Genomic DNA, 12,720 nt, shown 5'->3' with positions numbered 1-12,720 from the left:
GCGCAGGGGAAGCCTCTACCGACCCGGGGGTACGGGAGTCAGCCCCCGCGCCCCGGCCCTCGCCGGGAGGTGCCGTCACCGCGCAAGTGGCAACTCACGGCCACCCGGACACCGCCGTACCGCCCTCCCCGAGGCGAAAAGTGACCCGAAACCGCCGGACAACCCGAGGACCACGCCCCCTCCGCGATCACCGCGCCCAGCGCCTCCGCGCCGCCCCGCTCACCGCGTCCCCGCACACCGCCGCGGCCACCACCCCGGCCGCGTGCACCACGAGCCCCGCCCTGCCGTTGCCCGCCGCGATCGCGGCGCCCAGGGCCGCACCCAGGGCGTGCGCGCCGGTGTCGCCGAGCATGGAGCGCTCGGCCAGGTCGTCGGGGAGTACGGCAGCGGCGGCGCCCATGGTGGCCGCGCTCAACTCCCGCGCGGGACCGCGCCGGAGCAGTCCGGGCGCGAGCACGGCACCCGCGGCCCGCCCCGGCCGTACGTCCACCAGGTTCACGAAGTGCGCGGTACCGGCGACGACCACCCCGGCGAGCAGCCGGTCGACGGGCTTCTCCTTCAGCAGGGCGCCCGCGACCAGCCCTGCCGCGCCGACGCCGAACAACTTGACGGCGCCGCTGGTGACTTCGCCGTGCCGCAGGGCGGACAGATGCGCCCGGAACCCGCGTCGCGGATCCCCGGCGCCCACGACGTCGTCGTACGCCCCGCACGCCCCGGCGGCCAGCACGGCCGCGCCGAGGCCGGGCCGGACCAGGCCCGCACCCACGGCGGCGGCCAGGGCGCTCGCGGGACCGGTGTGCAGGTCGACGCTCTTCCCGGCGTGGTTCACGCGCCGCCACCCGTCGGGCGCGCGGTGGCGGAGGCCGGTGAGCGTGCTGCGGGTGAGGGCGGCGGAGAGGACGGAACGGAGGATCATCCGTCCACCCTGCCGTATCAGCCCTCGCCGCGTGCTGTCGCCAGCAGTTCCTCCGCGTGCGCACGGGCCGTCTCGGAGTCCTCCTGGCCCGCGAGCATCCGGGACAGCTCCCGGATCCGCTCCTCGCCCTCCAGCACCTTCACACCGGAGCGCGTCACCGAGCCGTCGTTGGTCTTCTCCACCAGCAGCTGCCGGTCGGCGAAGGCCGCGACCTGCGGAAGGTGCGTGACGACGACCACCTGCGCGGTCTTCGCCAGCTTCGCCAGCCGCCGCCCGATCTCCACCGCCGCCTTGCCGCCGACGCCCGCGTCGACCTCGTCGAAGAGATACGTCGGCACCGGGTCCGTGCCCGCGAACACGACCTCCACGGCCAGCATCACGCGGGACAGCTCACCGCCGGAGGCGCCCTTGGCGATCGGCCGCGGCGGCGCCCCGGGGTGCGGAGCCAGCAGCAGCTCGACCTCGTCGACACCGGCCGGCCCGTAGGCGACGGTCCGCCCGCCGACCTCCACGCCCTCGGGGTCCTCGGTCTGCCGGATGGCGAAGGACACGCGCGCGTGCGGCATCGCCAGCGAGGCCAGTTCGGCGGTCACGGCCGCCGCGAACCGCTCGGCGGCCTCGGTGCGCGCGTCCGTCAGGGCCTGGGCCAGACCGCCCAGTTCGACCCGCAGCGCGTCCCGTTCGGCGGTCAGCTCGTCGAGCCGCTCGTCGTCGCCGTCCAGTTCGGTCAGCCGCGCCGCGCCCTCCTCGGCCCAGCGCAGCACGGCGTCGATGTTCTCGCCGTACTTCCGGGTCAGCGCGGTCAGCGCGGCCCGCCGTTCCTCGACGGCGGCCAGCCGCAGCGGATCGGCGTCCAGGTCGTCGGCGTACCCGGCCAGCTCCCCGGCCACATCGCCCAGCAGAATCCCGATCTCCCCGATCCGGTCGGCCAGCGCCGCCAGCGCGGGGTCGTGCGACCGTACGGCGTCCAGGGCCCGCTGCGCGCCCGCGACGAGCGTGGCGGCGTCGATGCCCTCAGGGTCCTCGGGGTTGCCCGCGAGCGCGGCGTGCGCGGCCGTCGCGGCGGACGACAGGGCCTCGGCGTGCCCGAGCCGCTCCGCCTCCTCGGCAAGCTCCACGTCCTCACCGGCGCGCGGTTCGACCCCGGCGATCTCGTCCAGGCCGAAGCGCAGCATGTCGGCCTCCTGGGCCCGCTCACGCGCGCGTGTGGTGATCTCGTCCAGCTCGGCGGAGACCGCCCGCAGCCTGCGGTACGCCTCGGCGTACTTGGCGAGCGGCACGGCGACGGCGTCCCCGGCGTACCGGTCGAGCGCCTGCCGCTGGCGGGACAGCTTCAGCAGCCCCTGCTGGTCGGTCTGCCCGTGCACGGCCACCAGGTCGTCGGCCAGCTCGGCGAGCAGTCCCACCGGCACGCTGCGCCCGCCGAGGTGGGCGCGTGAGCGTCCCTCGGCGGAAACGGTCCGGCTGATCAGCAGCGCGCCGTCGTCCAGTTCGGCCCCGGCCTCCTCGGCCCGTACGACCGCCGAGGCGTCCGCGGGCACGGAGACCCGCCCCTCGACCACGGCCCTGTCGGCGCCGATCCGCACGAGCGCCGGGTCCGCGCGCCCGCCGAGCAGCAGCCCGAGACTGGTGACCACCATGGTCTTGCCCGCACCCGTCTCACCCGTGACAGCGGTGAACCCGGGCGACAACTCGACGACCGCGTCGTCGATGACCCCGAGTGACCGTATCCGCATCTCTTCCAGCACGGACACGACCATACGAGGTGGGCCGGTCCGGAAGCGAGGCACCCTGTCACCCGGGGGAGTGGACGTACGTCAGGGGCGCGGGGAACTGCGCGAGAAACCCCCACAAACCCGCACCCGCCGACGAACCGCCCCACCCCACCCCGTGGGCTAGTGAGGCGCCCCCCGCCACCCGGACACCGGCAGCGCAAACTTCGCAACGAGCCGATCCGTGAACGACGCATGATGAAGCCGAGCCAGCCGCACCGGCACCGCCCCCCGCCGCACCTCGACCCGCGCCCCCGGCGGCAATTCGACCGTCCGCCGCCCGTCACACCACAGCACCCCCGGAGGAATGTGCGGCAACACCTCCACCGCCAGCACGGAATCCGGCGAGGTGACCAGCGGCTTCGCGAACAGCGCGTGCGCGGAGATCGGCACCATCAGCAGTGCCTCCACCTCCGGCCACACCACGGGCCCGCCCGCGGAGAAGGCGTACGCCGTCGACCCGGTCGGCGTGGACAGCACGATGCCGTCGCAGCCGAACCCGGTCACGGGCCGCCCGTCGATCTCCAGCACGACTTCCAGCAGCTTCTCCGCGCCCGCCTTCTGCACGGCGGCCTCGTTCAGCGCCCAGTCGGTGTGCACGATGTCGCCGTTCTGGTGGACGACGACGTCGACCGTCATCCGCTCCTCGACCTCGTACGCCTTGGTGACCACCCGGTCGACAACCTTGTCCAGGTCGTCCCGCTCGGCCTCCGCGAGGAACCCGACCCGCCCCAGGTTCACGCCCAGCATCGGCACCCCGGACGCGCGGGCGAACTCCGCGCCGCGCAGCAGGGTTCCGTCACCGCCGAGCACGATCAGCAGCTCGCACCCGTCCAGGCACTGCGGGGTGGCCTCCTTGACCAGCTCCACGCTCTCCGGCAGCGGCAGATCGGCGGCCTCCGCCTCCAGTACCCGCACGCCGATGCCGGACCGCAGCAGCCCCTTGACCACCAGCTCGGCGCTGCGGATCGCCGCGGGGCGTCCGGTGTGGGCCAGCAGGAAAACAGTACGCGCTCGGTTCTGTGTCAACGCGGCCCCTCCGCCACTGCACGGTCAACGTCGGCCGGGTCCAGTTCCGGTGCCCCGGACCGCAGCCACAGAAAGTACTCGACATTCCCGGACGGTCCCGGCAGCGGACTGGCCGTGACCCCCCGCACCCCGAGCCCCAGTTCCCAGGCCCGCTGTGCCACCCCCCGTACCGCCTCGGCCCGCAGCTCCGGGCTGCGTACCACTCCCCCGCTGCCCAGCCGCTCCTTGCCCACCTCGAACTGCGGCTTGACCATCATCACCAGATCGGCGTCCGGCTGCACGCACCGCACCAGGGCGGGCAGCACCAGTCCGAGCGGGATGAAGGACAGATCTCCCACGACAAGATCCACAGGCTCCCCATCGATCGCTTCGAGCGTCAACTCGCGTACGTTCGTACGGTCCTTGACGGTGACGCGTTCATCGCTTCGGAGACTCCAGGCGAGTTGTCCGTAACCCACGTCCACGGCGACCACGTGCGCCGCGCCCGCGCGCAGCAGTACGTCCGTGAAGCCGCCGGTGGAGGCGCCCGCGTCGAGGGCCCGCCGTCCCTCGACGACGAGCCCCTGCGGGACGAAGGCCTTGAGCGCGCCCGCGAGCTTGTGGCCGCCGCGGGAGACGTAGTCGGGATCGCTGTCGTCGGCGGAGACCACGATCGCGGCGGCGGTCTCCACCTGCGTGGCCGGCTTGGTCGCGACGGTCTTGCCGACGGTGACCCGTCCCGCGGCGATCAGCTGGCTGGCGTGCTCGCGCGAGCGCGCGAGCTTCCGGCGGACCAGCTCGGCGTCGAGACGGCGGCGTGCGACTCCTGCCACGTTCGGTTCAGCTCCTGCTCTGATACGGCGAAGGGGGCGCCGGAGGTCCCGGGCGGGCGTCGAGCGCGGTGAGCGCGTCGCGCAGCCCCCGGTGTACATCCTCGTACACCTCGACGTGTCCGTCCGTGGCGAGGTGGTCGGCGTCGGCCAGCCGTTCCAGCTGGGCGTCGACCTCGGCGTTGCCGGTGGGGGTGCGGGGCACGCCCAGCGGGGCGGGGGCGGCCGGGTCGTACTCCGGCTCCACGGCCTCCTGGGAAGTCTCCGGCTGCGGAACTGCGTCGCTCATGCCCAGACGCTACCCCGAAGCACTGGGGTACCGTCGATCGCGATGGCCACGATCGAAGAGTGCCGCGCCGCACTGGAGAAGCTCTCGGAGAACATGCAGCACGCCGAGGGGGAGGTCCGCACGGCCACCGCCCTGGACCGCTCGGTCAGCTGCCATCTCACCGACCTCGACGTCACCTTCGCCGGACGCCTCAAGGACGGCCGGATCGAGGTGCGCGACACCCTCCAGGGCCCGCCCCGCGAGAAAGCCCAGATCCGGCTGGCGATGACCGGGGACGACCTGGTCGCGCTGGTCGGCGGCGGGCTGAACTTCGCCAAGGCGTGGGGCGCGGGCCGGGTGAAACTGCACGCGGGCGTGCGCGACCTGCTGGTCCTGCGCAAGCTCCTCTAACGCGCGGCTGTCCGCGCCTTCCGCGCGGCCGGGACCACCAGCGGCGTGCCCGTCTCCGGGTCCTCGATGATCTGGCAGCGCAGCCCGAACACCTCCTCGACCAGCTCGGCCGTGACGATGTCGTTCGGCGCGCCCTCGGCGATCACCTCGCCGCCCTTGAGGGCGATGAGGTGGGTGGCGTACCGGGCCGCGTGGTTGAGGTCGTGCAGCACGGCGACCAGCGTGCGGCCCTGGGTCTCGTGGAGTTCCGCGCACAGGTCGAGGACGTCGATCTGGTGCTGGATGTCGAGGTAGGTGGTCGGCTCGTCGAGGAGCAGCAGCGGGGTCTGCTGGGCGAGCGCCATGGCGATCCACACGCGCTGCCGCTGGCCGCCGGACAGCTCGTCCACGTACCGGTCGGCCAGCTCCGCCACCCCGGTCTGCCGCATGGACTCCTGCACGACCCGCTCGTCCTCGGTGGACCACTGGCGCAGGATGCCCTGGTGCGGGTACCGGCCGCGGCCCACCAGGTCGCCGACGGTGATCCCGTCGGGCGCGATGGAGGACTGCGGCAGCAGCCCGAGCGTCCGCGCGACCTTCTTCGCCGGCATCGACTGGATGGCCTGTCCGTCCAGCAGGACCCGGCCCTGGCTGGGCCGGAGCATCCGCGACAGCGCCCGCAGCAGGGTGGACTTGCCGCAGGCGTTGGGGCCGACGATCACCGTGAAGGAGTTGTCGGGGATCTCCACCGACAACTGCTCGGCGATGACCCTCTGGTCATAGGCGAGGGTGACGTTCTCGGCGGACAGGCGGTTCACGGTGCTCCTTCGGGTGTTCTTCTTCGCGGTGCCGCCGGTGGCGCTCATATCCGGCCCGCCCGGCGCTCGCTGACCAGCAGCCACAGCAGATAGACGCCGCCGACGACTCCGGTGACCACGCCCACGGGCATCTGGTCGGCGCCGAACAGCCGCTGCGAGCTCCAGTCGGCGACGACCAGCAGGGTCGCGCCCATGCACAGCGACGGCAGCAGGTTGGGTCCCGGCGAGCGGGTCAGCCGCCGGGCCAGCTGCGGCGCGGTGAGCGCGACGAAGCTGACGGGACCGGCGGCGGCCGTGGCGGCCGCGGTGAGCAGTACGGCGGAGACCATCAGTAGCGCCCGTACGCGCTCCACGCGCACCCCGAGGGCACTGGAGACGTCGTCGCCCATCTCCATCATCTTCAGCGCCCGCGCGTTGCCGAGCACCAGCGGCACCAGGACCGCGCACAGTGCGAGCAGCGGCCACACCTGCTCCCAGCCCCGGCCGCTGAGCGAGCCGGTCATCCAGACCACCGAGCGGGCCGCGTCGACGATGTCGGAGACGGTGAGCAGATAGCCGTTGACGGCGGTGAGGATCGCGGACATGCCGATACCGACCAGAACCAGCCGGTAGCCGTGCACGCCCTGCTTCCAGGCGAGCAGATAGATCGCCAGACCGGTCACCAGGCCGCCGACAAGCGCGCCGGCCGTGACCTGGTTCGCGCTCCCGGAGAACAGCACGATCATCGTGAGCGCCCCGGCCGTCGCCCCCTGTCCGAGCCCGAGGATGTCGGGGCTGCCCAGCGGATTGCGGGAGACGGCCTGGAACAGCGCGCCGCCGAGCCCGAGACAGGCCCCGACCAGCAGAGCCACCAGCACCCGTGGCAGCCGCAGCTCGTTGACGATGAACTCCTGTCCCGGATCACCCCCGCCGAAGAGGGTCCTGACCACGTCTCCGGCCGAGATGGGGAAGTCCCCGGTGCCGATCAGCAGCACGCTCGCCCCGAACGCCGCGAGCAGCAGCAGGAGTACGACCACCAGGGCACGGACGTCGAGCCGTACCGAGAGCCCTCCCGGGGTGCGCACCGCACGGTTGGTCTTCACAGCTGCGCCGTCCTCCGCCGTCGTACGAGCAGGATGAACACCGGACCGCCGATGATCGCGGTGATGATGCCGACCTGGACCTCCGCGGGCCGGGCCACGATCCGGCCGATGACATCGGCGCCGAGCAGCAGCACCGGCGACAGGACGGCCGAGTACGGCAGGATCCAGCGCAGGTCGGGCCCGGTGAAGGAGCGCACGACGTGCGGCACCATCAGGCCGACGAACACGATCGGGCCGCAGGCGGCGGTCGCGGCCCCGCACAGCACCGTGGCGGCGAGCATGGACAGCGCCCGGGTGCGGTTGAGGTTGGCGCCGAGCGCCTTGGCGGTGTCGTCGCCCATCGCCATCGCGTTGAGCGGCCGGGCCAGCGCGAGCGCGAGGAGCATGCCGGCCGCCAGGAACGGCAGCACCTGCGTGATGGTCGAGTCGGTCGCCGCGGACAGCGAGCCCACGGTCCAGAACCGCATCCGGCCGAGCGCCGCGTCGTCCGAGATCATGACGGCCTGGAGGTAGCCGTAGAGGGCGGCGCTGATCGCGGTGCCCGCCAGTGCCAGCCGTACGGGCGTGGCGCCCCGGCTGCCGCCCAGGAACCACACCAGCGCCCCGACCGCGGCCGCGCCGAAGAACGCGAACCAGATGTAGCCGGTCATCGAGGTGACGCCGAGGAAGGAGATCGCGGTGACGACGGCGGCGGAGGCCCCGGCGTTGATGCCGAGCAGTCCGGGGTCGGCCAGCGGATTGCGGGTCAGCGCCTGGAGGACGGCACCCGCGAGTCCGAGCGCCGCCCCGGCGAGCAGCCCCAGCGCGGTGCGCGAGACCCGGTCGTCCACGACGACGTCGCTGTAGGTCCCGCTGTCCTGGAACAGCCCGTGCCAGACCTGGGCCAGGGAGAGGTCCTTCGCCCCGATCGCGATGCTCGCCAGGGCGACGAGCACCAGGATGCCGACGGAGAGGAGGAGACCGAGGGAACGTATCGCCCGACGGTTCGGGGGCGCGGAAGCGGATTCCGCGCGCTGTTCGGGAGGACTGTCGACCAACACGCGGTTAGGTTAGCCTACCCTGCCATCAATCCTTCCCGGTGAGCGCTGGTGCGGGCTGGTGCGGGTTCACAGACCGAGCCTGGCCAGCGCCTTCCCCCCGTCCAGCGCGCACGAAGCCCCGCCCGCCGCGGTCCAGGCCGCCGCACACAACGCACGCAGCCCGTCCAGTGCCTCCCCGTCGCCGTCCAACTCCAGCCGCTCCGCCCCGGCCACCGCGACCCAGCCACCGCACCGGAAGCCGTCCCCCTCCACCGCGACCTCCGGCTGCCCCGTCAGCAGCCCCCGCAGATCGGCGTCCACATAGGTGGGCCGGTGCTGCGGCGGCGCCGCCAGCAACTGGGCGCCGTCGGTGACCCCGGTGAGCACCAGCAGCGAGTCCACCTCACCGTTGAACGCCCCCTCGATGTCCGTGTCCAGCCGGTCCCCGACCACCAACGGCCGCTCGGCGCCGGTACGCAGAATCGTCTCCCGGTGCATCGGGGGCAACGGCTTGCCCGCCACCTGCGGCTCGGCACCGGTCGCGATCCGCACGACCTCCACCGCCGCCCCATTGCCCGGTGCGATCCCCCGCCCGCTCGGAATCGTCAGATCGGTGTTGGAGGCGAACCACGGCACCCCGCGCGCGACGGCGTAACTCGCCTCCGCGAACCGGCCCCACGTCAGATCGGGCCCGCCGTACCCCTGCACCACGGCCGCCGGATCGTCGTCCGCCGACTCCACCGGTACGAGCCCGCGCTCACGCAGCGCCACCCGCAGCCCCTCACCGCCGATGACCAGCACCCGCGACGCCTGCGGCACCTGCTCACTGATCAGCCGGGCCACCGCCTGCGCCGAGGTGATCACATCCCCGGCGCCGGTGGGTATCCCCAACTCCGTCAGATGCCCGGCGACGGCGTCCGGGGTCCGCAGCGCGTTGTTGGTGACGTACGCCAGATGCATCCCGCCCGCCCGGGCCGTCGCCAGCGACTCCACCGCGTGCACGATCGCGTTCCCGCCCGCGTACACCACGCCGTCCAGATCGAGCAGCGCCGTGTCGTACGCCTCGCTCAGGGCCCGCTCACTGCCCGCCGGGCTCGTCCTGACGCTCTGGCTCATACATCGCTCCTCGTTCGACCGCTTTCCCCCGATCATCTCGCACCCCACCGACACACGTACGATGCCGGGATGAACACTGCAGGTCACCCGGAAGCAATGGCGCGCCGGGGCCTCGAACTCACCCCGTTCCGAGGCCTTCGCTACGACCCCGACCGGGTCGGAAGTCTGGCCGCCGTGACGTCCCCGCCCTACGATGTCGTGGTCCGCCCCGACGGCCTGCACCACCTCCAGGACGCCGACCCGCACAACATCGTCCGGCTGATCCTCCCCCAGGCCGACACCCCGAGCGCCCGCAACGAACAGGCCGCACGCACCCTGCGCCACTGGCGCTCCGAGGGCATCCTCAGGGCCGACGCCGAACCCGGCCTCTACGTCTACGAACAGACCGACACCGACGGCCTGATCCAGCGCGGAGTGATCGGCGCCCTGCGTCTGTCCGACCCCTCGGACCAGGTGGTGCTGCCCCACGAGGACGTCATGCCGCACGTCGTCGCCGACCGCGCCGACCTGATGCGCGCCACGCGGGCCAACCTCGAACCCCTGTTGCTCACCTACCGGGGCAACGGCACCGCCGCCGACACCTCCGCCGTACTCGAACGCGTCATCGAGCAGCCCCCGCTGCTCGCCACCACCACCGAGGACGGCTACCGCCACCGACTCTGGGCGATCACCGCCCCCGAGGACATCACCCGCGTCCAGGCCGACCTGACCCATCACCAGGCCCTCATCGCCGACGGCCACCACCGCTGGGCCACCTACCGCCGGCTACGCGCCGAACACCCCTCCCCCAGTCCCTGGGACTACGGCCTGGTCCTCCTCGTCGACACGGCCCGCTACCCCCTGCGCGTCCGCGCCATCCACCGCCTCCTGCACAACCTCCCGGTACGGGACGCCGTAGCGGCCCTGGAGGGACACTTCCGCGTGCGGCGCCTGGACGTCCCCCTCGCGACGGCCCTGGAGCACCTCGCCGAAGCGGCGGCCTCCGGCAACGCCTTCCTCCTGGCCGGCGACGGCTCCTTCCACTTGGTCGACCGCCCGGACCCGGACCTCCTGGCCCGCACCGTCCCCGCCGACCGCCCCGAGGCCTGGCGCGCGCTCGACGCGACGGTCCTGCACGCCACGCTCCTCGACCACATCTGGCGCATCCCCGAGGACGACCCGGCCCGCATCGCCTACATCCACGACACCGCCGCCACCGTCCGCAAGGCGGAACGCGACGGCGGTACGGCCGTACTGATGCACCCCGTCCGCGAGGAGGTCGTCCGCGACCTGGCCCGCCAGGGCGTCACGATGCCCCGCAAGTCGACGTCCTTCGGCCCAAAACCGGCGTCCGGCCTGGTCCTGCGCGCACTGGACCTGTGAACCCTGTGAACGACGAAGGGGCGGACCCCGTCCGGGATCCGCCCCTTGCCTTCTCTGCCTACTCCTTGTCGGAGCCCTCGCCGTCGTCCGGCGTCACGGCCTCGCCCTCGTCGAGCGCGTCGACGAACTCGACACCGTCCAGCTCCGCGAGCCGGTCCGAGGCGTCCGTGCTGCCGTCCTTGTCGGACTCCACGGCCTTCGCGAACCACTCCCGCGCCTCACGCTCCCGCCCGGCCGCCAGCAGCGCGTCCGCGTAGGCGTACCGCAACCGCGCGGTCCACGGCTGTACGGAGTTGGAGGCCAGCTCGGGGCTCTGCAGCGTCACGATGGCCGCGTCCAGCTGCCCCATGTCGCGCCGGGCGCCGGCCGCGACGAGCCGCATCTCGACCTGCCCGGCCTTGTCCAGCTTGTGCACCTCGGGCGCCCCGGCCATGTCGAGCGCCTTCTCCGGGCGCCCGAGCCCACGCTCGCAGTCGGCCATGAGCGGCCACAGATCCGCGGTCCCGGTCATCCGCCGCGCCGCCCGGAACTCCGCGAGCGCCTCGGAGTACTTCTGGTTGGCGTACGCGGCGAACCCGGCGGCCTCACGTACGGCGGCGACACGGGACGCCAGACGCAGGGCCACCTTGGAGTAGCCGTACGCGCCCTCGGGGTCCTCGTCGATGAGCCGGGCCACCATCACCAGGTTCTTGGCGACATCCTCCGCGAGCGTCTTCGGCAGGCTCTGCAGCTCCTGCCGTACGTCCTTGTCGATCTCCTCGCCCGTGACGTCCTCGGGGATCGGCAGCCGCTTGATGGGCTCGCGGTCCCGGTCACGGTCGTCCCGGCGCTGGAACCCACCACCGCGGCGGTCGTCCCGCCCACGGAAACCGCCCGGACGCCCACCGCGGTCGTCGCGACGGAAGCCACCACGGTCGCCGTCACGGCGGTCGTCGCGCCGGTCGTCCCGGCGACCGGCGTAGCCGCCACGGTCACTGTCACGGCGGTCGTCCCGACGGAAGCCGCCGCGGTCGCCGCGGTCCCCACGGTCGCCCCGGTCGTCGCGGCGGAAGCCGCGGTCACGGTCGTCACGGCGGAAGCCACCACGGTCGCCGTCGCGACGGTCATCCCGCCGGTCGTCGCGCCGGTCGTCCCGACGGAACCCACCACGGTCGCCGCGGTCCCCACGGTCGCCCCGGTCATCGCGGCGGAAGCCGCCACGGTCGCCGTCGCGACGGTCATCCCGCCGGTCGTCACGTCGGTCGTCCCGGCGGCCGCCGTAGCCCCCGCGGTCACGGTCGTCGGGACGGCGGTCGTCGCGACGACCGTAGCCGCCACCCGTGCGGTTGTCGTCGCGACGGAAGGACGGCCGGTCCCCACGGTCGCCCCGATCGTCCCGACGGAAGCCGCGGTCACGGTCACGGTCGTCACGGCGCGGACCGCTCGGCCGGTCGTCACGGCGGAAGGACGGACGAGGACCACGGTCACCGTCGCGCCGGTCGTCCCGGCGGCCGCCGTAGCCGCCACGGTCGCGGTCGTCACCACGACGGTCGTCACGCCGGCCGTAACCACCGCTGCCACCACCGCGGTTGTCGCGACGGTCATCGCGTCGATCGTCACGCCGGTCGTCGCGCCGGTCGTCCCGGCGGAAGCCACCACGGTCGCCACGGTCGTTACGGCCGCCGCGGTAACCGCCTCGGTCACCACGGTCACCACTGTCCCGTCGCCGCTGGTCGCGCTCCGGTCGGTCGTCGGGAGAGTTGGTGGACATCGGTGACTCCTGTCTTAGGTACCGCAAGCATTGTAAAAACAAAAGGACCCCTGGCCCCAGCTGAACGCTGGTGACCAGGGGTCCTTCCCAAAGATTGTTCGGCGGCGTCCTACTCTCCCACAGGGTCCCCCCTGCAGTACCATCGGCGCTGTGAGGCTTAGCTTCCGGGTTCGAAATGTAACCGGGCGTTTCCCTCACGCTATGACCACCGAAACCCTAATGGTTTCGAGCGAACAAGCACACTCTGTAGTTATGCATTCTGCTCAAACCGGCAACGGTCGTTGCCTCAGAACTAACACAGTGGACGCGAGCAACTGAGGACAAGCCCTCGGCCTATTAGTACCGGTCAACTCCACACGTTACCGTGCTTCCATATCCGGCCTATCAAC

Annotated in this window: 13 protein-coding genes and 1 rRNA gene; 2 read left to right on the top strand and 12 right to left on the bottom strand. The window is 72.6% G+C overall.

The window, feature by feature from the left end:
* Positions 1–187: 187 nt before the first annotated feature.
* The 5 genes from ACZ7L7_RS33330 to ACZ7L7_RS33310 all read right to left on the bottom strand — a co-directional run bounded on the left by ACZ7L7_RS33330 (position 188) and on the right by ACZ7L7_RS33310 (position 4,815).
* Positions 188–916 carry a hypothetical protein gene (locus tag ACZ7L7_RS33330; protein ID WP_472077835.1) on the bottom strand — a complete coding sequence of 243 codons (729 nt, stop codon included), beginning with the start codon at positions 914–916 and terminating at the stop codon, positions 188–190.
* Between the two features lie 17 nt (positions 917–933).
* On the bottom strand, positions 934–2,676 hold the full coding sequence (recN, locus tag ACZ7L7_RS33325) for a DNA repair protein RecN (protein WP_453605515.1): 1,743 nt from the start codon (positions 2,674–2,676) through the stop codon (positions 934–936).
* 135 nt (positions 2,677–2,811) lie between these two features.
* A complete protein-coding gene (locus ACZ7L7_RS33320; protein ID WP_015661465.1) occupies positions 2,812–3,717 on the bottom strand; it encodes an NAD kinase in 906 nt (301 codons plus the stop codon).
* Positions 3,714–4,529: a TlyA family RNA methyltransferase gene (locus ACZ7L7_RS33315; protein WP_285511677.1), complete on the bottom strand. Its 816-nt coding sequence runs from the start codon at positions 4,527–4,529 to the stop codon at positions 3,714–3,716. Before ACZ7L7_RS33315 ends, ACZ7L7_RS33320 begins: the two co-directional genes overlap by 4 nt.
* A gap of 7 nt (positions 4,530–4,536) precedes the next feature.
* Positions 4,537–4,815, bottom strand: a complete 279-nt coding sequence (locus tag ACZ7L7_RS33310) for a hypothetical protein (protein ID WP_453605518.1) — start codon at positions 4,813–4,815, stop codon at positions 4,537–4,539.
* A gap of 42 nt (positions 4,816–4,857) precedes the next feature.
* Here ACZ7L7_RS33310 and ACZ7L7_RS33305 point away from each other — a divergent pair, with 42 nt between their 5' ends.
* A complete protein-coding gene (locus tag ACZ7L7_RS33305; protein ID WP_453605520.1) occupies positions 4,858–5,205 on the top strand; it encodes an SCP2 sterol-binding domain-containing protein in 348 nt (115 codons plus the stop codon).
* Here the strand turns inward: ACZ7L7_RS33305 and ACZ7L7_RS33300 are convergent.
* The 4 genes from ACZ7L7_RS33300 to ACZ7L7_RS33285 all read right to left on the bottom strand — a co-directional run bounded on the left by ACZ7L7_RS33300 (position 5,202) and on the right by ACZ7L7_RS33285 (position 9,219).
* Positions 5,202–6,050, bottom strand: coding sequence for an ABC transporter ATP-binding protein (locus ACZ7L7_RS33300; RefSeq protein ID WP_285511680.1), 849 nt, complete (start codon positions 6,048–6,050; stop codon positions 5,202–5,204). The genes ACZ7L7_RS33305 and ACZ7L7_RS33300 overlap by 4 nt on opposite strands.
* Complete coding sequence (locus ACZ7L7_RS33295) at positions 6,047–7,084, bottom strand: FecCD family ABC transporter permease (RefSeq protein ID WP_285511681.1); 1,038 nt, start codon at positions 7,082–7,084, stop codon at positions 6,047–6,049. Before ACZ7L7_RS33295 ends, ACZ7L7_RS33300 begins: the two co-directional genes overlap by 4 nt.
* On the bottom strand, positions 7,081–8,124 hold the full coding sequence (locus ACZ7L7_RS33290; RefSeq protein ID WP_453605522.1) for a FecCD family ABC transporter permease: 1,044 nt from the start codon (positions 8,122–8,124) through the stop codon (positions 7,081–7,083). The genes ACZ7L7_RS33295 and ACZ7L7_RS33290 overlap by 4 nt, the downstream gene beginning before the upstream one ends.
* Positions 8,125–8,190: 66 nt before the next feature.
* A complete protein-coding gene (locus ACZ7L7_RS33285; protein WP_472077834.1) occupies positions 8,191–9,219 on the bottom strand; it encodes an HAD hydrolase-like protein in 1,029 nt (342 codons plus the stop codon).
* A 69-nt stretch (positions 9,220–9,288) separates the two neighbouring features.
* Between ACZ7L7_RS33285 and ACZ7L7_RS33280 the strand changes: the two genes are divergently transcribed.
* Complete coding sequence (locus ACZ7L7_RS33280; protein WP_471593189.1) at positions 9,289–10,581, top strand: DUF1015 domain-containing protein; 1,293 nt, start codon at positions 9,289–9,291, stop codon at positions 10,579–10,581.
* Positions 10,582–10,639: 58 nt separating this feature from the next.
* Here ACZ7L7_RS33280 and ACZ7L7_RS33275 read toward each other — a convergent pair whose 3' ends face one another.
* The 3 genes from ACZ7L7_RS33275 to rrf all read right to left on the bottom strand — a co-directional run bounded on the left by ACZ7L7_RS33275 (position 10,640) and on the right by rrf (position 12,544).
* The gene (locus tag ACZ7L7_RS33275) at positions 10,640–11,368 is read right to left on the bottom strand and encodes a tetratricopeptide repeat protein (RefSeq protein WP_285511702.1); all 729 of its coding nucleotides are present in this window, start codon (positions 11,366–11,368) and stop codon (positions 10,640–10,642) included.
* Positions 11,260–12,267: a hypothetical protein gene (locus ACZ7L7_RS33270; RefSeq protein WP_472077848.1), complete on the bottom strand. Its 1,008-nt coding sequence runs from the start codon at positions 12,265–12,267 to the stop codon at positions 11,260–11,262. Before ACZ7L7_RS33270 ends, ACZ7L7_RS33275 begins: the two co-directional genes overlap by 109 nt.
* Positions 12,268–12,427: 160 nt before the next feature.
* Positions 12,428–12,544: ribosomal RNA gene (rrf, locus tag ACZ7L7_RS33265) — 5S ribosomal RNA — on the bottom strand.
* Positions 12,545–12,720: the final 176 nt, after the last annotated feature.

The organism is Streptomyces sp. NPDC110618, from assembly GCF_055657065.1.
Note: the sequence above shows the minus strand (reverse complement) of the source record. Positions and strands in the feature narration are given on the sequence as shown.

Bases quoted from the DNA above. Each gene is read 5' to 3' on its own strand.
- ACZ7L7_RS33305 (WP_453605520.1), top strand. From the start codon at position 4,858: ATGGCCACGATCGAAGAGTGCCGCGCCGCACTGGAGAAGCTCTCGGAG.
- recN (WP_453605515.1), bottom strand. From the start codon at position 2,676: ATGGTCGTGTCCGTGCTGGAAGAGATGCGGATACGGTCACTCGGGGTC.
- ACZ7L7_RS33280 (WP_471593189.1), top strand. From the start codon at position 9,289: ATGAACACTGCAGGTCACCCGGAAGCAATGGCGCGCCGGGGCCTCGAA.
- ACZ7L7_RS33310 (WP_453605518.1), bottom strand. From the start codon at position 4,815: ATGAGCGACGCAGTTCCGCAGCCGGAGACTTCCCAGGAGGCCGTGGAG.
- ACZ7L7_RS33330 (WP_472077835.1), bottom strand. From the start codon at position 916: ATGATCCTCCGTTCCGTCCTCTCCGCCGCCCTCACCCGCAGCACGCTC.
- ACZ7L7_RS33300 (WP_285511680.1), bottom strand. From the start codon at position 6,050: ATGAGCGCCACCGGCGGCACCGCGAAGAAGAACACCCGAAGGAGCACC.
- ACZ7L7_RS33285 (WP_472077834.1), bottom strand. From the start codon at position 9,219: ATGAGCCAGAGCGTCAGGACGAGCCCGGCGGGCAGTGAGCGGGCCCTG.